Source organism: Citrobacter sp. Cpo045, assembly GCF_030332875.1.
GTDB classification, from domain to species: Bacteria; Pseudomonadota; Gammaproteobacteria; order Enterobacterales; family Enterobacteriaceae; genus Citrobacter; species Citrobacter portucalensis.
In genome coordinates this window covers 364,655-381,464 of the sequence record NZ_JAOWGZ010000091.1, presented here as the reverse complement: position 1 = coordinate 381,464, position 16,810 = coordinate 364,655, and the positions used below count along the sequence as shown (strand labels likewise).

The 16,810-nt window shown below is 53.7% G+C and carries 12 protein-coding genes and 1 tRNA gene; 6 read left to right on the top strand and 7 right to left on the bottom strand.

Going from position 1 to position 16,810, the window contains the following annotated elements:
* Positions 1-194 precede the first annotated feature (194 nt).
* The 3 genes from OGY13_RS10475 to pepA form a co-directional block, all read right to left on the bottom strand.
* Positions 195-3,050, bottom strand: a complete 2,856-nt coding sequence (locus OGY13_RS10475) for a valine--tRNA ligase (protein ID WP_213752387.1) — start codon at positions 3,048-3,050, stop codon at positions 195-197.
* On the bottom strand, positions 3,050-3,493 hold the full coding sequence (gene holC, locus OGY13_RS10470) for a DNA polymerase III subunit chi (protein ID WP_003830256.1): 444 nt from the start codon (positions 3,491-3,493) through the stop codon (positions 3,050-3,052). Before holC ends, OGY13_RS10475 begins: the two co-directional genes overlap by 1 nt.
* 119 nt (positions 3,494-3,612) lie before the next feature.
* Positions 3,613-5,124 carry a leucyl aminopeptidase gene (gene pepA, locus OGY13_RS10465; RefSeq protein ID WP_003025870.1) on the bottom strand — a complete coding sequence of 504 codons (1,512 nt, stop codon included), beginning with the start codon at positions 5,122-5,124 and terminating at the stop codon, positions 3,613-3,615.
* A gap of 153 nt (positions 5,125-5,277) precedes the next feature.
* Here pepA and OGY13_RS10460 point away from each other — a divergent pair, with 153 nt between their 5' ends.
* The 3 genes from OGY13_RS10460 (at position 5,278) to lptG (ending at position 7,573) form a co-directional block, all read left to right on the top strand.
* Positions 5,278-5,328 (top strand): hypothetical protein, encoded by a 51-nt coding sequence (locus OGY13_RS10460; RefSeq protein ID WP_212723231.1) that lies wholly within the window; start codon positions 5,278-5,280, stop codon positions 5,326-5,328.
* A gap of 62 nt (positions 5,329-5,390) precedes the next feature.
* A complete protein-coding gene (lptF, locus tag OGY13_RS10455; protein ID WP_032942200.1) occupies positions 5,391-6,491 on the top strand; it encodes an LPS export ABC transporter permease LptF in 1,101 nt (366 codons plus the stop codon).
* Positions 6,491-7,573 (top strand): LPS export ABC transporter permease LptG, encoded by a 1,083-nt coding sequence (gene lptG / locus OGY13_RS10450; RefSeq protein WP_008786067.1) that lies wholly within the window; start codon positions 6,491-6,493, stop codon positions 7,571-7,573. The genes lptF and lptG overlap by 1 nt, the downstream gene beginning before the upstream one ends.
* 103 nt (positions 7,574-7,676) lie before the next feature.
* Here lptG and OGY13_RS10445 read toward each other — a convergent pair whose 3' ends face one another.
* Together OGY13_RS10445 and ahr are read right to left on the bottom strand one after the other, a co-directional pair.
* A complete protein-coding gene (locus tag OGY13_RS10445) occupies positions 7,677-9,194 on the bottom strand; it encodes a helicase HerA-like C-terminal domain-containing protein (RefSeq protein WP_213752385.1) in 1,518 nt (505 codons plus the stop codon).
* 147 nt (positions 9,195-9,341) lie between these two features.
* The gene (ahr, locus tag OGY13_RS10440; RefSeq protein WP_048236253.1) at positions 9,342-10,361 is read right to left on the bottom strand and encodes an NADPH-dependent aldehyde reductase Ahr; all 1,020 of its coding nucleotides are present in this window, start codon (positions 10,359-10,361) and stop codon (positions 9,342-9,344) included.
* A 230-nt stretch (positions 10,362-10,591) separates the two neighbouring features.
* On the opposite strand from ahr, the gene OGY13_RS10435 reads away from it, so the two are divergent.
* Positions 10,592-10,676, top strand: a tRNA-Leu gene (locus OGY13_RS10435).
* A gap of 222 nt (positions 10,677-10,898) precedes the next feature.
* Entirely contained in the window at positions 10,899-12,338 is a 1,440-nt protein-coding gene (locus OGY13_RS10430; protein ID WP_250153105.1) for a tyrosine-type recombinase/integrase, read from the top strand.
* 11 nt (positions 12,339-12,349) lie between these two features.
* On the opposite strand, the gene OGY13_RS10425 is transcribed toward OGY13_RS10430, so the two are convergent.
* Positions 12,350-13,461 (bottom strand): IS3 family transposase gene (locus OGY13_RS10425; RefSeq protein ID WP_213752384.1). Its coding sequence is split into 2 segments (ribosomal slippage): positions 12,350-13,200 and positions 13,200-13,461, totalling 1,113 coding nucleotides; the frame shifts between segments, so codons are not numbered across the junction.
* Here OGY13_RS10425 and OGY13_RS10420 point away from each other — a divergent pair.
* Positions 13,435-13,875 carry a restriction endonuclease gene (locus OGY13_RS10420; protein WP_284143398.1) on the top strand — a complete coding sequence of 147 codons (441 nt, stop codon included), beginning with the start codon at positions 13,435-13,437 and terminating at the stop codon, positions 13,873-13,875. The genes OGY13_RS10425 and OGY13_RS10420 overlap by 27 nt on opposite strands.
* Before the next feature lie 208 nt (positions 13,876-14,083).
* Here OGY13_RS10420 and OGY13_RS10415 read toward each other — a convergent pair whose 3' ends face one another.
* Positions 14,084-16,807, bottom strand: a complete 2,724-nt coding sequence (locus tag OGY13_RS10415; protein WP_213752383.1) for a phospholipase D-like domain-containing anti-phage protein — start codon at positions 16,805-16,807, stop codon at positions 14,084-14,086.
* Positions 16,808-16,810: the final 3 nt, after the last annotated feature.

The following is a 16,810-nucleotide window of genomic DNA, read 5'->3' as shown; positions in this document are numbered from 1 at the left end:
ACATAAAAGTGAGACATATGCAGTTAATACCACTGCGGCGAGGGGAAGCGCAAGCGAGGATAATTCAATAAAAAGCCTCTGAGCATATGCGTCAGAGGCTTTATCGTCTGCAGTGTCGGATGCGCTACGCTTATCCGACCTACGATGACGGTGCCCGTTTGCCGGATAAGAGCAGCGCTATCCGGCATAGGCAATTACAGCGCGGCGATGACCGCCTGCTGTTCAATCAGCTTCGCTTTGGCTTCTGCGTAACCGTCCAGCTTCTCACGCTCTTTGGCGATAACCGCTTCCGGTGCGCGGGCAACGAAACCTTCGTTGGAAAGTTTGCCTTCGATACGGGCAATCTCGCCTTCGATTTTCGCCACTTCTTTCGCCAGACGTGTCAGCTCATCTTCTTTGTTGATGAGGCCAGCCATTGGGATCAGCAGTTCGGCGCCGTCGATGATTTTGGTCACGGAGACCGGGCCTTTGTCATCGGCTGGCAGCACGGTAATGCTTTCCAGACGTGCCAGGTTCAGCAGGAAGCTACGGTTGTCGTTCACGCGACGCATCGCATCAGCGCTGCAACCACGCAGCAGCAGCTCCAGCGGTTTGCCCGGGGCGATGTTCATTTCCGCACGGATGTTACGTACGGCGACGATCGCCTGCTTCAGCCATTCGGTATCGGCCAGCGCCGCTTCATCAACCTGCGCTGCGTTATATTCCGGGAACGGCTGCAGCATGATGGTATCTGCAGTGTTGCCACAAATCACTTTCACGCGCTGCCAGATGGTCTCGGTGATGAACGGAATGATTGGGTGCGCCAGGCGCAGCAGACCTTCCAGCACGGTGACCAGCGTATTGCGGGTGCCGCGCAGTTCAGATTCGGAACCACCGTTCATGACCGGCTTGGTCAGCTCCAGATACCAGTCGCAGAACTGGTTCCAGGTGAACTCGTACAGAATGCCCGCGGCGATATCGAAGCGGAAGTTATCCAGCGCTTCGCGGTACGCTTTGATGGTCTGGTTGAATTCAGCGAGGATCCAGCGGTCCGCCAGAGACAGGGTCATTTCGCCGCCGTTGAAGCCGCAATCCTGATCTTCGGTGTTCATCAGTACGAAGCGGCTGGCGTTCCACAGCTTGTTACAGAAGTTACGGTAACCTTCCAGACGCTTCATGTCCCAGTTGATATCGCGACCGGTAGAGGCCAGCGCCGCCAGGGTGAAACGCAAGGCGTCGGTGCCGTGCGGCTCGATGCCGTCCGGGAACTGCTTCTCGGTACGTTTGGCAATTTTCTCAGCCAGCTGCGGCTGCATCATGTTGCCGGTACGTTTCTCCAGCAGTTCTGCCAGAGAGATACCGTCGACCATATCCAGTGGGTCAATCACGTTGCCCTTGGATTTGGACATCTTCTGGCCTTCGTCGTCACGAATCAGACCGGTCATGTAGACGGTCTTGAACGGAACCTGCGGCTTGCCGTTTTCATCTTTGATGAAGTGCATGGTCATCATGATCATGCGGGCAATCCAGAAGAAGATAATGTCGAAGCCGGAAACCATCACGCTGGTTGGGTGGAACTGACGCAGTGCGTCGGTATTTTCCGGCCAGCCCAGCGTAGAGAAGGTCCACAGTGCAGAAGAGAACCAGGTATCGAGAACGTCTTCGTCCTGGCGCAGCGCAACGTCGGCACCGAGGTTGTTTTCCTGACGCACTTCGTCTTCGGTACGGCCAACGTAGACATTGCCGTCGTTGTCATACCATGCCGGGATGCGGTGACCCCACCACAGCTGACGGGAAATACACCAGTCCTGAATATCACGCATCCAGGAGAAGTACATGTTTTCGTACTGCTTCGGTACGAACTGGATGTCGCCGTTCTCAACCGCTTCAACCGCCGGTTTTGCCAACACGTCGGCACGGACGTACCACTGGTCGGTCAGCATCGGTTCGATAACCACGCCTCCACGGTCGCCGTAAGGTACGGTCAGGTCGTGCGGTTTAATTTCTTCCAGCAGGCCCAGCGCATCAACGGCGGCAACCACCGCTTTACGCGCAGCAAAACGTTCCAGCTTCTGGAACTCAGCCGGGATTTCATTGGAGTAAACGTCGGACTCTTCGCCTTTGGTGTCGTATACTTCCGCGGTTTCGCGGATGTCGCCGTCAAAGGTCAGAATGTTGATCATCGGCAGGCCGTGACGTTTCCCGACTTCGTAGTCGTTAAAGTCGTGCGCCGGGGTGATCTTCACGCAACCGGTGCCTTTTTCCATGTCGGCGTGTTCATCACCGACGATCGGAATGCGGCGGTTAACCAGCGGCAGGACAACGAATTTGCCGATCAGATCTTTATAACGCGGATCTTCCGGGTTGACAGCCACGCCGGTATCACCCAGTACGGTTTCCGGACGGGTGGTGGCGACGACCAGGTAATCTTTACCGTCTGCGGTTTTTGCGCCGTCAGCCAGCGGATAGCGGATGTGCCACATGGAGCCTTTAGACTCGCGGTTTTCCACTTCCAGATCAGAAATAGCGGTGCGCAGTTTCGGGTCCCAGTTGACCAGACGCTTGCCACGGTAGATCAGATCTTCTTTGTACAGGCGAACAAAGACTTCTTTCACGGCATTGGAAAGACCTTCGTCCATAGTGAAGCGTTCGCGCTCCCAGTCAACGGAGTTGCCGAGACGGCGCATCTGACGAGTAATGGTGCCGCCGGATTCCGCTTTCCACTGCCAAATTTTGTCGATAAACGCTTCGCGACCGTAGTCGTGACGGGTTTTACCTTCTTCAGCGGCAATCTTACGCTCAACCACCATCTGGGTAGCGATACCCGCGTGGTCGGTACCGGCCTGCCACAGGGTGTTTTTACCCTGCATGCGCTGGTAGCGAATCATGGTATCCATGATGGTTTGCTGGAAAGCATGACCCATATGCAAACTGCCGGTGACGTTCGGCGGCGGGATCATGATGCAGAAGGACTCTTTGCTTTCATCGCCGTTAGGTTTGAAATAGCCCTGCTTTTCCCAGTGCTCGTAAAGCGGCTGTTCGATATCTTGTGGGTTGTATGTCTTTTCCATTATTTCCAGGTTGCCGTATTCAGGTTAAAACCAGCCACGCGGTAAGCTTTGTAGCGATCGCGTGCCGATTGTTTCAAAGAATCTTCGTAAGGAACGAAGTCTATCACTTCTGTGAAAGCGGTGGCAAAATCTGCAAAGCCAACGCGCAAACTGATGAGCAGGTCGCGCGGGCTGCTATTGCGTTTCTCCGGCCAGGCAATCTCTACCGGCGCGCCACCTCTGGGGCCTTCTCCCGCCAGATTATGCGGAACAAAACTTTCTGCCGGTCTCGCCCACAGAGCTTCATCCAGTCGAAGAGCCTGCTTTTCGTTTTCACAGGCGATCAGCACGCGCTTGCCAGCACGCCAACGTTCTGCGGCAATTTCACACACCAGTTGTTCAACGGCGCTTAAGCCATCGACGGTGTTGTCATTGTCCAGAATATAGAACGTTGCGTTTCTCATGATATGGGGCTTCTTGTTGTGGATTTAAATGCAAAGCCGGGTGGCGCTACGCTTACCCGGCCTACGGTTGAGTGACGTTGTAGGCCGGGTAAGGCGAAGCCGCCACCCGGCGTTTTACATCACTCTTCGCCGTTAAAACCGGCACGATTGAGCAGGAACTGCGACAGCAGCGCGACCGGACGACCGGTTGCGCCTTTGGCTTTCCCTGAACGCCATGCGGTACCAGCGATATCCAGGTGCGCCCAGTTGTACTTACGGGTAAAGCGTGACAGGAAGCAGCCCGCGGTAATGGCACCGCCAGGACGTCCGCCGATGTTCGCCATATCCGCAAAGTTGGACTCTAACTGCTCCTGGTATTCATCACCCAGCGGCAAACGCCACGCGCGGTCACCAGCCTGCTCGGACGCACCGATCAGCTCATGCGCCAGCGGGTTGTGGTTCGACATCAGGCCGGTGATGTGATGGCCCAGCGCAATCACGCACGCGCCGGTCAGGGTCGCGACGTCAATCACCGCTTCTGGCTCAAAGCGCTCGACGTAGGTTAACACGTCGCACAGCACCAGACGGCCTTCGGCATCCGTATTGAGCACTTCAACGGTCTGTCCAGACATCGTGGTCAGCACGTCGCCTGGGCGATACGCGCGGCCACCCGGCATGTTTTCACAGCCCGCCAGCACACCGACAACGTTGATGGGGAGCTGAAGCTCGGCCACCATGCGCATCACGCCGTATACCGCTGCCGCGCCGCACATGTCGTATTTCATCTCATCCATGCCTTCGGCTGGTTTGATGGAGATACCGCCGGAGTCAAAGGTTAATCCTTTACCGACCAGCACAATCGGACGCGCGTCTTCGGACGGATTGCCTTTGTACTCGATGACCGACATCAGCGACTCGTTCTGCGAGCCGTGACCGACGGCCAGATAAGAGTGCATGCCCAGCTCTTTCATCTGCTGCTCGCCGATTACACGGGTCACAACATTTTTGCTGTAGCTGTCTGCCAACTGGCGCGCCTGAGAGGCCAGGTAGGCGGCGTTACAGATGTTCGGCGGCATGTTGCCAAGATCTTTTGCCGCTTTAATGCCGGCGGCGATCGCCAGACCGTGTTGGATCGCACGCTCACCGCTGGTCAGTTCGCGGCGAGTCGGCACGTTGAAGACCATTTTACGCAGCGGGCGACGTGGCTCACTTTTGTTGGTCTTCAGTTGATCAAAGCTGTACAGCGTTTCCTGTGCCGTCTCAACGGCCTGACGCACTTTCCAGTAGTTATTGCGCCCTTTGACGTGCAGCTCAGTCAGAAAGCAGACGGCTTCCATTGAGCCTGTGTCATTCAGGGTATTGATGGTTTTCTGAATGACCTGCTTGTACTGGCGCTCATCAAGTTCGCGCTCTTTGCCACAACCAATAAGGAGAATTCGCTCAGACAGAACGTTAGGAACATGGTGCAGCAACAGGGTTTGACCCGGTTTGCCTTCCAGTTCGCCGCGACGCAGCAGTGCGCTGATGTACCCGTCGCTGATCTTGTCGAGCTGCTCTGCAATCGGAGAGAGGCGGCGTGGTTCAAAGACACCCACGACGATGCACGCACTCCGCTGTTTCTCCGGGCTACCGCTTTTTACACTGAACTCCATGCACTACGCTCCTGAATCTTAAAGACAACGGCGGTGGCTACGGATAGAATTGCAAGCTTTCGTAACTCATACCCGCTGTTGCGGTGACTTCGTGTTAATCTTAACGTTATTACGGCATTGGCACGTCAGAACAATTTCTGAGAGGTGGATCCGTTGAGTATAATGATCTTAGCGACGATTTCGACGACTCAAGAGAATAAATGACGTTTAAGCCATGAAACAAGCTAAATTCCGGCAAAAGACGGGTTTTTACGGGCGTATTTAAAGTGATAATCATAAGATATCTGGTTCGGGAAACGCTCAAAAGCCAACTTGCGATCCTATTCATCCTGCTTTTGATCTTCTTTTGTCAAAAGTTGGTCAGGATCCTTGGTGCGGCGGTTGACGGTGATATCCCGGCAAATCTGGTGCTCTCGCTGCTGGGGCTGGGCGTGCCAGAAATGGCGCAACTTATCTTGCCCTTAAGCCTGTTCCTCGGGCTGTTGATGACGCTGGGCAAACTGTATACCGAAAGCGAAATTACGGTTATGCACGCCTGCGGGCTGAGCAAGGCGGTGCTCGTGAAAGCGGCGATGGTGCTGGCGCTGTTTACCAGTATTATTGCGGCGGTCAACGTGATGTGGGCCGGGCCGTGGTCCTCCAGACATCAGGACGAAGTCCTGGCGGAGGCGAAAGCGAACCCCGGTATGGCGGCGCTTGCTCAGGGGCAATTCCAGCAGGCGACCAACGGCAGTTCGGTGCTGTTTATCGAAAGCGTTGACGGCAGCAACTTCAAAGACGTGTTCCTCGCGCAAATCCGCCCGAAAGGCAACGCTCGTCCTTCGGTCGTCGTAGCCGATTCCGGACATCTTACCCAGATGCGTGATGGCTCTCAGGTCGTGACGCTGAACCAGGGGACGCGCTTTGAAGGTACCGCGCTGCTGCGCGATTTCCGCATTACCGACTTCCAGGATTATCAGGCGATTATCGGTCATCAGGCCGTGGCACTGGATCCAAACGATACCGACCAGATGAACATGCGTACGCTGTGGACGACCGACACCGATCGTGCCCGCGCGGAGCTGACCTGGCGTATCACGTTAGTATTCACCGTATTTATGATGGCGCTGATGGTTGTACCGCTGAGCGTGGTGAACCCGCGTCAGGGGCGCGTGCTGTCGATGCTGCCAGCAATGCTGCTCTATTTGCTGTTCTTCCTGGTTCAGACGTCGCTGAAGTCGAACGGCGGTAAAGGTAAGCTGGATCCAGTGTTCTGGATGTGGACGGTTAACCTGGCGTATCTGGCGCTGGCGATTGTGCTTAACCTCTGGGATACGGTGCCGATGCGCCGCTTACGTGCCCGTTTTATGCGTAAAGGAGCGGTATAATGCAGCCTTTTGGTGTACTTGACCGCTATATCGGTAAAACCATTTTCACCACCATCATGATGACGCTGTTCATGCTGGTGTCGCTCTCCGGGATCATCAAGTTCGTTGACCAGCTGAAAAAAGCCGGGCAGGGGAGCTACGATGCGATGGGCGCCGGGCTGTATACCCTGCTCAGTGCGCCGAAAGATATTCAGATCTTCTTCCCGATGGCGGCGCTGCTGGGGGCATTGCTGGGGCTGGGCATGCTGGCCCAGCGTAGTGAACTGGTGGTGATGCAGGCTTCTGGCTTTACCCGTATGCAGGTGGCGTTGTCGGTGATGAAAACCGCGATTCCGCTGGTGCTGCTGACGATGGCTATCGGCGAATGGGTCGCGCCACAAGGCGAACAGATGGCGCGTAACTACCGTGCGCAGCAGATGTACGGCGGCTCGTTGCTCTCTACCCAGCAGGGGTTGTGGGCGAAAGACGGTGACAGCTTTGTCTACATCGAGCGGGTGAAAGGCGACGCAGAGTTAGGCGGGATTAGCATCTACTCGTTTAACGACAAGCGCCGTCTGCAGTCTGTACGCTACGCTGCGAGCGCGACGTTTGACCCGGAACAGAAGGTCTGGCGTTTGTCGCAGGTGGATGAATCCAACCTGACCGATCCGAAGCAAATCACCGGCTCGCAAACGGTGAGCGGCACCTGGAAAACCAACCTGACACCCGACAAGCTCGGCGTTGTGGCGTTGGATCCTGATGCGCTGTCGATTAGCGGTCTGCATAACTACGTGAAGTACCTGAAGTCGAGCGGCCAGGATGCCGGACGCTATCAGCTCAATATGTGGAGCAAAGTCTTCCAGCCGCTGTCTGTAGCGGTCATGATGCTGATGGCGCTGTCGTTTATCTTTGGTCCGCTGCGTAGCGTCCCGATGGGCGTGCGCGTGGTGACAGGGATTAGCTTTGGCTTTGTGTTCTATGTGCTGGACCAAATCTTTGGCCCGCTGACGCTGGTGTACGGCATTCCGCCGATTATCGGTGCGCTGCTGCCAAGCGCCAGCTTCTTCCTGATAAGCCTGTGGCTGATGCTACGTAAGTCGTAATCACAGTAATCGTAGGCCTGATGGCATTGTGCTTTTCAGGCCTACTCCGGACCCGTAGGCCGGATAAGGCGTTTCCGCCGCCATCCGGCAACGTAACACGGGGCTAGCGTTTTCTCCCGCCCATCAAACTCCCCAACATGCCGCGAATTATCTGATTGGTAACCTGTCGCGCCGCGCTTTTCGCCACGCTCTGCACTACGCCATCGCGTTTACCGCCGCGCGGTCCGGTGCTGCCAAACAGAATATCCTTCAACCCACCGAGAATACCGCCATCCACATCGACAGCTTTACCGTTGGCGGGAGGTGTATTTTGCTGCTCGGTACTGGCCTGCACGCCTTGCTGTAAACGTTCATAGGCGGACTCGCGGTCGATCTCTTCTTCATATTTACCGTACAACGAAGAGTGATTAATCAGCCCGTTGCGCTCGTCGTCCGTCACCGGTCCCATCCGTGAGCATGGCGCAATCACCATCGCCCGTTCAACCACGGACGGGCTGCCTTTGGCGTCCAGAAACGACACCAGCGCCTCACCGGTACCCAGCTCCTGAATGGCTTTTTCGGTATCAAATGCCGGGTTGGCGCGCATGGTTTGCGCCGCGCTTTTCACCGCTTTCTGGTCTTTCGGCGTGAACGCGCGCAAGGCGTGCTGCACGCGGTTCCCCAACTGACCAAGCACGTTGTCCGGAATATCCGACGGGTTTTGCGAGACGAACCACACGCCGACCCCTTTCGAGCGGATCAGGCGGATCACCTGTTCGATTTTATCCAGCAGCACCTGCGGAGCATCGTTGAACAGCAGGTGCGCTTCATCGAAGAAGAACACCAGTTTTGGTTTCTCCAGATCGCCCGCTTCCGGCAACTGTTCATACAGCTCGGAGAGCATCCACAGCAGGCTGGCGGCGTACAGTTTGGGCATCTGGTAGAGCTTCTCGGCGCTGAGGATATTAATCATCCCTTTGCCGCTGGCGTCAGTACGCATCCAGTCTTTGATGTCCAGCATCGGTTCGCCAAAGAAGTGCGCAGCGCCCTGTTGCGCAGCGCCCTGTTGCTCCAGCGACAGCAGCCCGCGCTGGATCGCCCCGACCGAGGCGCTACTGATATTGCCGTACTGATTCTGGAAGGATTTAGCGTTATCGCCAATGTACTGGGTGATGGCCCGCAGGTCTTTGAAATCGAGCAGCAACAGACCCTGGTCATCGGCAATACGGAAGATAATATCCAGCACGCCGGACTGCACGTCGTTGAGGTTCAGCAGACGGGCCAGCAGCAGCGGACCGAGGTCTGATACCGTGGCCCGCACGGGGTGACCTTTTTCGCCGAAGATATCCCACACCGTGACCGGATTAGCATGCGGTTGCCAGTCGGTAATGCCGATGTTATTCAGGCGGGCGAGCAGCTTTTCAGAGGCTTGTCCTTCCTCGGCCACACCGGTTAAGTCACCTTTCACATCGGCCATAAATACCGGCACGCCAATCTCGGACAGCGATTCGGCCAACTTCTGTAGCGTGACGGTTTTACCGGTCCCGGTCGCGCCGGTAATCAGCCCGTGACGGTTGGCCATGCCTGGCAGTAAAAACAGTTCGGTGTCCGGCGTGCGGGCAATTAGCAGGGGTGCGCTCATTGAGATTTCCTCCATTTATCCTGCCTGGAGTATAGGCAACCGTGACGCACTCTTCACCGCTAAATTACGGAGATTGTGAGGAGAATTTAACCTGTCTGGAATAGCGGGGAGAATAGCCGGGAAGCTTACGCCACCCGGCAAAGATGATCAGAAGTCTGCTTTAAGCACTACGCGGTAGCGGGCCTTACCGTCACGCACGTGCTGGATGGCTTCGTTAATTTGCGACATCGGGTACAGTTCGGTGGTGGGCGACACCTTGCTGCGCCCGGCAAACTTCATCAGTTTGCGCAGTTCGAACGGCGTACCTGTTGCCGAACCGGAGATGCTGCGATCGCCGGCTATTAAGGTGAACGCCGGAACCGGCAGCGGCTTCAGCACCGCACCGACGGTATGGAAGTTACCGCCGTAGGCCAGCGCTTCAAAATAGGGCTGCCAGTCGAGATCGACGTTAACCGTGTTAATAATGAGATCGAACTGGCCCGCCAGCGCTTTTAGCGCATCCGGATCGCGGCTGTTGACCACTTTATCCGCCCCCATTGCCAGCACTTCCTGCTCTTTCGCCGGATTGGAGCTGAACGCGGTCACTTCGCAACCCATCGCGTGTAACAGCTTAATGGCGATATGCCCCAGGCCGCCGATGCCGATCACCCCGACGCGGCTGGTGGCGGTGATATGGTGCATCAGCAGCGGTTTGAACACCGTGATGCCGCCGCACAGTAAGGGGCCAGCTGCCGCCAGATCGATGCTCTCCGGCAACGGGATCACCCACTGCCAGTCGGCCCGCAGCTTCTCGGCAAAGCCGCCGCGATTAAGAATTGTGGGAACAGACCCTTCCAGACAGTTAATCTGATTACCGCTGATACAGGCATCGCAGTGCCCGCAGCTGCGCGCTGTCCAGCCAACGCCGACGCGCTGACCAACCTTCAGACCTTTATCTTGCGCCGCGCTGCCGAGCGCCGCCACGCGACCAATCACCTCATGCCCGGCAACCAGCGGATACTGAGAGAATCCCCATTCGTTGTCGATCATCGACAAATCAGAATGGCAGATACCGCAGTAATCGACCTGGACTTCGACATCTTCCGGCTTAAGCTCGCCCGCATCATATTCATAGAGTTCGAGTTCGCTGCCCGCCGCTTTTGCAGCGTAGCTTTTTATCATCGACATCGTGTTTCCCTCAGTATGGTGTTGAACTGGAAGTGTAGAGCATGGGGAAACGGGACGCTTCGCAGAAGGGGGGATTAAGGAGGGTCTTGCGTGGGCGAAACCGTGATGTTGATTGCAGCTACGAAAGGTAATGCTGAAATTTTCAACACTTAGCGAGCCGGACACACGCTGGCACTTGCATGGTGGCGCACGACAGGTATAATCCACAACGTTTTCCGCATCCCTTCCGTGCCGGAGTGGCGAAATCGGTAGACGCAGTTGATTCAAAATCAACCGTAGAAATACGTGCCGGTTCGAGTCCGGCCTTCGGCACCAAGTGATGCAATAATTAGCTACCTAAGGGTGGCTTTTTTTGTGTCCATTTTCGTCCAAATTCGTCCATATCCGTCTGTAATTAAAAGATAATTTATTTTTCGACAATAACCACATTTATTTTGTTGTCTTTCCATGTTGGTCATTTTTCATCCATTGACATCCACACGATTTGGGGGCCAAATTGGGGGCTTAGACGTAGTTCGATAATAGTGAGGCCCCCAAATGGCACTAACAGATCGCGCTATAGTCCACGCCAAGCCTTGTGGCAAGCCGTATAAGCTCAGTGACTCGCATGGACTTTACCTGCTGGTTAACCCTAACGGTTCAAAACGCTGGTACATCAAGTACCGCTTTGTAAAAAAAGAGAAAAAGCTCGCTTTAGGACCTTATCCGCTTTTGACGCTTGCACAGGCAAGACGCATGCGTGAAGAGGCCCAATTACTGCTGATTTCCGGCATCGATCCGAGTGCACACCGAAAGGCTGAACGCCTTGCTATAACGCCGGAACATACGTTTGAGTCCGTAGCACGCGAATGGGTCTCCAGCAACGTGAACTGGTCGGCGGAACATAAGAAGCGAGTGTTGCGTTATTTCGAGCTTTACGTCTTTCCCACGAACGGTAGCTGCGACCTTACCAAAATGAAGGTCAAAGACCTGCTGGTACCCATCAAAGAGGTGGAGAAAGCGGGCAAACTGGATGTCGCTTCTCGTCTCCAGCAACGTACCGCCTGCGTGATGCGCTACGCCGTCCAGAACGGCATTATCGATCATAACCCCGCATCAGATTTAACCGGCGCGGTCTCCACGCCCAAAGTTCGTCACCACCCGGCGTTGGATCTGAATCTTATTCCTGATTTCCTGGAAAGAATCGACGATTACAAAGGCCGTCAACTGACTCAACTGGCGGTAAAGCTGGCGCTGCTGCTGTTTATCCGCTCCAGCGAACTGCGCTTTGCCCGCTGGGATGAAATTGACCTGCGTAACGCCATGTGGACAATCCCCGCCGAGCGTGAGCCGATCCCCGGCGTTAAATATTCAGCGCGTGGGGCGAAGATGCACTCCCCACACTTGGTCCCATTGTCACGTCAGGCCATCGAACTGCTGCACGAGGTGCGGCAGCATTGCCGACCGGGAACTGAACTGGTATTCCCCGGCGATCATAACTACCGCAAACCGATGAGCGAAAACACCATCAACAAAGCGCTGCGGGTGATGGGCTACGACACCCAGAAAGACGTCTGCGGCCACGGTTTTCGCACTATGGCCTGTAGCGCGCTGGTGGAGTCGGGCCTGTGGTCAAGCGACGCGGTAGAGCGCCAGATGAGCCATCAGGAGCGTAAGCGCGTGCGGGCGGCGTATATCCATAAGGCGCAGCATCTCGAAGAACGTCGGGAGATGATGCAGTGGTGGGCGGATTATCTGGATGCAAACCGGTTCAGGCATGTTGTGCCGTATGGCTTCAAAAAGTCGGCGGGAGGCGCACTCGACCATATGAGTTTCCAGGAACGCAATGACCGGCAGCTAGAGGAGCTGAAAGCCAAATTACTGGCTGACTCGGAATGGCTGACGGCGTCTGAATTATCCGCAAAAGCGGGCTTTCGTTCCGCCGATCCTGATGCTGGTCCGAAAGGCTGGAAAGCCGCCGGGAAGATATTCTTGTAAATAGACCCGTTTTAGTTCCAGGCATTTTTTGAGACCCCGGCCAAATGATTGTGTTGCCGATATTCCTCCGGCGTCATATTGTTCAGTGATTCATGCGGGCGTTCACAGTTATATTCTGACACCCATCTTTCCGTGATTTCCCGCACTTCATTCAGCGTTCTGAACAGATAAAAATCGAGTATTTCTGTACGGTATGTTCGGTTAAAGCGCTCAATAAAAGCGTTCTGCGTCGGCTTACCCGGCTGAATAAATTCCAGTTTTACTGCATGTTGCTCTGCCCATTCAGCCAGTGCAAGTGAGATAAATTCCGGACCATTATCCATGCGTAGCATGACCGGATAGCCGCGATTTGCCGCGATCCTGTCGAGTACACGGACCACGCGCAAAGCTGGCAGATTCAGATCGATTTCAATCGACAATGCCTCACGGTTAAAGTCATCAACGACATTGAACGTGCGAAAACGACGGCCACAGACCAGAGCATCATGCATAAAATCGACAGACCAGCTCTGGTTCAGCGCTTCCGGTGTGGCCAGTGGCGAGGGATTACGCACCGGCAACCGTTGTTTGCCTTTACGGCGAAAATTCAGCTTCAGCAGACAATAAATACGATGGATCCTTTTGTGATTCCACGGGTATCCCTGCCGCCGCAGAACCTGGAAAAGTTTTGGAAAACCATACCATGGGTATCGCTCTGCCACTGCCTGCAACGCGACAATAACGGGTTCGTCCCGCGTGATATCCGGACGGTAATGGTAAACTGTTCTGCTCAGGTTCAGACTCCGGCAGGCCTGACGGATACTGAGTCCAAATGTCGTTATCAGATGAGTGACCAGCTCACGCTTAAAGGCTGGTTTTAAAGCTTTTTTTCGATAACGTCTTTCAGCGCCCGGTTCTCAAGGCTCAGGTCGGCAAACATCTGTTTGAGACGCCGATTCTCGTCCTCAATATCCTTGATCTTTTTAATATCAGAAGCCTCCATGCCGCCGTATCTGGACTTCCAGTTGTAGTAGGTGGCTTCAGAGATACCGGCCTCCCGGCAGACATCTTTAACGGTTCGTCCGGCTTCAACCGATTTAATTACGGCAATGATCTGATGCTCAGTAAAACGGGCTTTACGCATAGCGATCTCCTTTGTTGGCAGAGTGATTATGCCGGCGGATCTCTAAATGTGAATGGCACGATTATGCGGGATACTTACACTTACACTGACCGTGGGAAAGATATTATTGCTTCGCCTGAAGGCTTTGGGTTCGAAAATCCGCGCATTATTGTGGAGGTGAAGCACCGGCGGGAACAGATGAGCAGCCAGCAAATTCGTAGCTTTATCGGTGGCCGTCATAAAGACGATCGCGGGCTGTATGTCAGCACAGGCGGATTCAGCAAGGATGCGCGCTATGAGGCCGATCGTTCTACAATCCCGTTGACACTATGGACGCTTGACGATCTGGTTCGTGCGTTAGTGGAAAACTATGAGCAAGTGGATATTGAGACTAAGTTATTGGTGCCGCTTAAGAAAACGTACTTGCCTGCATGAAAAATTTGCTACGCCTGTATATACAGGCGTAACTGTAACTTGTGGTAAGGTACTAAATATTCGCTCGAAATGGATACCCTGAAAGATAGATTTACTCAGATTTGTACCAATAACTTTGATCGAGTCATGATGTAGCCCTCTAAAAAAGAGCATCCAATATAATTGTGCAGGACCTTGGCTGAGGGGGGGCATCAACATCACAACATAATTAGCTTCCCCACGGTTCGCTGAGCTTACTTACAATGTCCCTACGTGACAGTACTGTAGCGCAACGTTCCCAGAGATGAGCATCAGGATCGAGAGTACCGCGATACTTAACGGAGAACGCATCTTGAGCTTTCTTTCGTTCATGCATGTATTCATCCATGCGAGTGTTGAGTTCTTCCTCGTTGTCGATCCATTCATCATCAATCGTATCGGGAAGGCTACCAAAAATGTCGTATGTATCGCGTAAGCGTTCCGACAGCACGTTATAAACTTTCTCGTCTTGTGTTTCGCTGTACACAAGATTGAGCATATCCACAAACTTACGTGTTTGACCAAAACGTTTGATTCGCCCGAGGCGCTGCTCTAAACGGGATGGGTTCCAGGGAAGGTCGACATTGATGAGTGTTCCTAAGGTTTGCAGGTTTAAGCCTTCACAGGCGGCATCCGTAGCAACCACTAATAGAATCTCGCGCGTCTTCACGGCGGATTTAATCAATTCACGTTCAACGTTATTAAACTCTTCTCCCCTGAATAGGCCGCTTTTACCAACGCCAGCATAAACAGCGACCACTTCGCCTTTTAAGGACTTGGCCAGTTCTTTCGCTATCCACACCGCCGTGTCGTAATACTGACTGAAAATAATACAGCCGTGTTCCAACCAAGTTTTTCCATCGGTACGGAATTCCGTTAAGAACCATTTCACAGTGTTCAGTTTTGAGTCAACGGCTTCGGGGCGTGACAGTTGTGTTTCAATCTCTCTTAAACAAGCGACTTCCGCAGGAGTCATTTCCGAGAGCACATGCTCAACGTCTTCAATCAGATCTTCGTCTTCATCAGACACCGTATGTTTCAGCATTTTTTGAGCAGTTTTTAAGCCCGATGCAAAACTTGAGCAGATCCGTTGCAGCATCAGGGATTTCATGAAGCCTGCTGATCGAGTACGTGATTGAAGCAGCTTACTGAATTCTTCTGCCTTTTCGTAAGCGACTTGGAACGGTGTATTAGTCGGAATGCCAAGCCCCACAAACCGCGACTGATACTGAGCCAGGTTGCGCGTTATGGGATGTGTATTAACACCAACTCGTTCTAACAGACCATCATCTTCGAGTTGTTTACGCTTGCGCAGCACTGTATGGCGTAGAACAGGATTGTTTTCTTTAAAAAAACCAAGGGTCATGCATTCCGAGAGCCAAAGGCTCTGAATCATATAGTCGAGGTCTTCGAAACGATGCGAACAGCCAAAGGACTTATTATCAATCGACAGGTAGTCACGAATTTGCTGAACAATGTGGTGCTCATTACCCGGGGGCAAGGGATTGCTTAGCCAATGCCAAACTTCAGCCTCAGATGTTACCTGAGCTCTGCCGGTGATCAGCGGAATCGCTTGTTCGTGGTCATGCCATGGCGATAGAGCATCGCCTAACACAAACTCCGCACCAGAATTCAAAATGCCCAACAAATCCCATAGCTCGCGTACGTCAGTTTGAATCGGGGTGGCAGTCCCCAGTATCAGGTGGCGTGTACGCCTACCCATTTGCTGCATGAAAGCCATAAGATTATTCGGCTCTGAAGCCTGAGCACCCAAGCCACCGCGAGCGCGGGCCTTGTGTGCTTCATCAAGAATAACTGTACCGAAACGATTCTTCAGCAACATCCCTGCTTCTTTCACAAAGTCCATCTTCTCCCGTTGATGCATAATCAGTCCGGTAGAGACAATGGCAATTCGATAGGGGCATTTTTTAATGGAGGTGGCATCACCTCGGGGTGAGAGTATTTGCCCTTCTACTCCGATCCAAACTTTATTCTGGGAGGACCAAACCGCAGCAGGCACGCCGAGCTTGTCCATCATCTCAATTTGCCACTGAATCGTGAGTGTAGAAGGTGCCAAAATCAGAACGGGGCCATCATCTAACAAAGCACTGACTAATGCGCTAGTTGCCATGGATAATGTTTTACCAACACCCACCTCATCAGCCAATAGCAGGCGAGCCTTGCCATAGATCTCCCTATGTTCCAGAAACATAGTCACAAACGAACGCTGCCAGGGCTGTAGCTGTTCACCTCCGCGATAGATCGGCGCTTCCGCCATCGCCGCCGCCGGGATTTCCTCTGGCTTTAATACTTCAACGGTGACTTCACGCCGGTTAGCTACACGGTTGATTTCGGCCAATATCGCTTCGGGCAGTGGCACGCCATCATTCCAGAGCACCCAAAATTCCTTCTCTATCCAATCAGCACTTTCTTCATCATCATCTTGCCAAACCAGTTCGTAATTGTGAGTGAACGCGCTTTTAGATTCATTTACCGAACCAATGAAAGACTTACGGCTGCCATCTGCATAATGAATTGAGCCCGCTTTACCGTGAAGGAATAACCGTTCTCTGGGAACTACACGAATCTCAACATTTCCCGACTGCAATAGCTGATCCAGGATCTGATAGCGTTCCTTTTTCAGAAGCGCCTCAGCTTCTACATCCACCTCATTCCAGCGTTCTTTAAGCGCTGTATTCCGACCTGTAGCTACCTGAAAGTCAGCCAGATCAAGCTCAGAGTTACAGATGATCTTAACTTCTGAGATTTTTGCAATCTCTTCTCCGACCAGCTCAAAAATGGAGCTTCTGAAATAGCCTGCGATACGGAAGTATTTGGCAGCCCCTTTTAATGATTCAGCCAGGAATTCTGTATCCAATCTTTCTGTGCGAGAAGAAAAACGCCGAATCGCCATCAA

What these genes read in the sequence shown, in the direction of transcription:
- OGY13_RS10475 (WP_213752387.1), bottom strand. Translation starts at nt 3,050, where the DNA reads ATGGAAAAGACATACAACCCACAAGATATCGAACAGCCGCTTTACGAG.
- holC (WP_003830256.1), bottom strand. Translation starts at nt 3,493, where the DNA reads ATGAGAAACGCAACGTTCTATATTCTGGACAATGACAACACCGTCGAT.
- pepA (WP_003025870.1), bottom strand. Translation starts at nt 5,124, where the DNA reads ATGGAGTTCAGTGTAAAAAGCGGTAGCCCGGAGAAACAGCGGAGTGCG.
- lptG (WP_008786067.1), top strand. Translation starts at nt 6,491, where the DNA reads ATGCAGCCTTTTGGTGTACTTGACCGCTATATCGGTAAAACCATTTTC.
- OGY13_RS10445 (WP_213752385.1), bottom strand. Translation starts at nt 9,194, where the DNA reads ATGAGCGCACCCCTGCTAATTGCCCGCACGCCGGACACCGAACTGTTT.
- ahr (WP_048236253.1), bottom strand. Translation starts at nt 10,361, where the DNA reads ATGTCGATGATAAAAAGCTACGCTGCAAAAGCGGCGGGCAGCGAACTC.
- OGY13_RS10430 (WP_250153105.1), top strand. Translation starts at nt 10,899, where the DNA reads ATGGCACTAACAGATCGCGCTATAGTCCACGCCAAGCCTTGTGGCAAG.
- OGY13_RS10420 (WP_284143398.1), top strand. Translation starts at nt 13,435, where the DNA reads ATGCTCAGTAAAACGGGCTTTACGCATAGCGATCTCCTTTGTTGGCAG.
- OGY13_RS10415 (WP_213752383.1), bottom strand. Translation starts at nt 16,807, where the DNA reads ATGGCGATTCGGCGTTTTTCTTCTCGCACAGAAAGATTGGATACAGAA.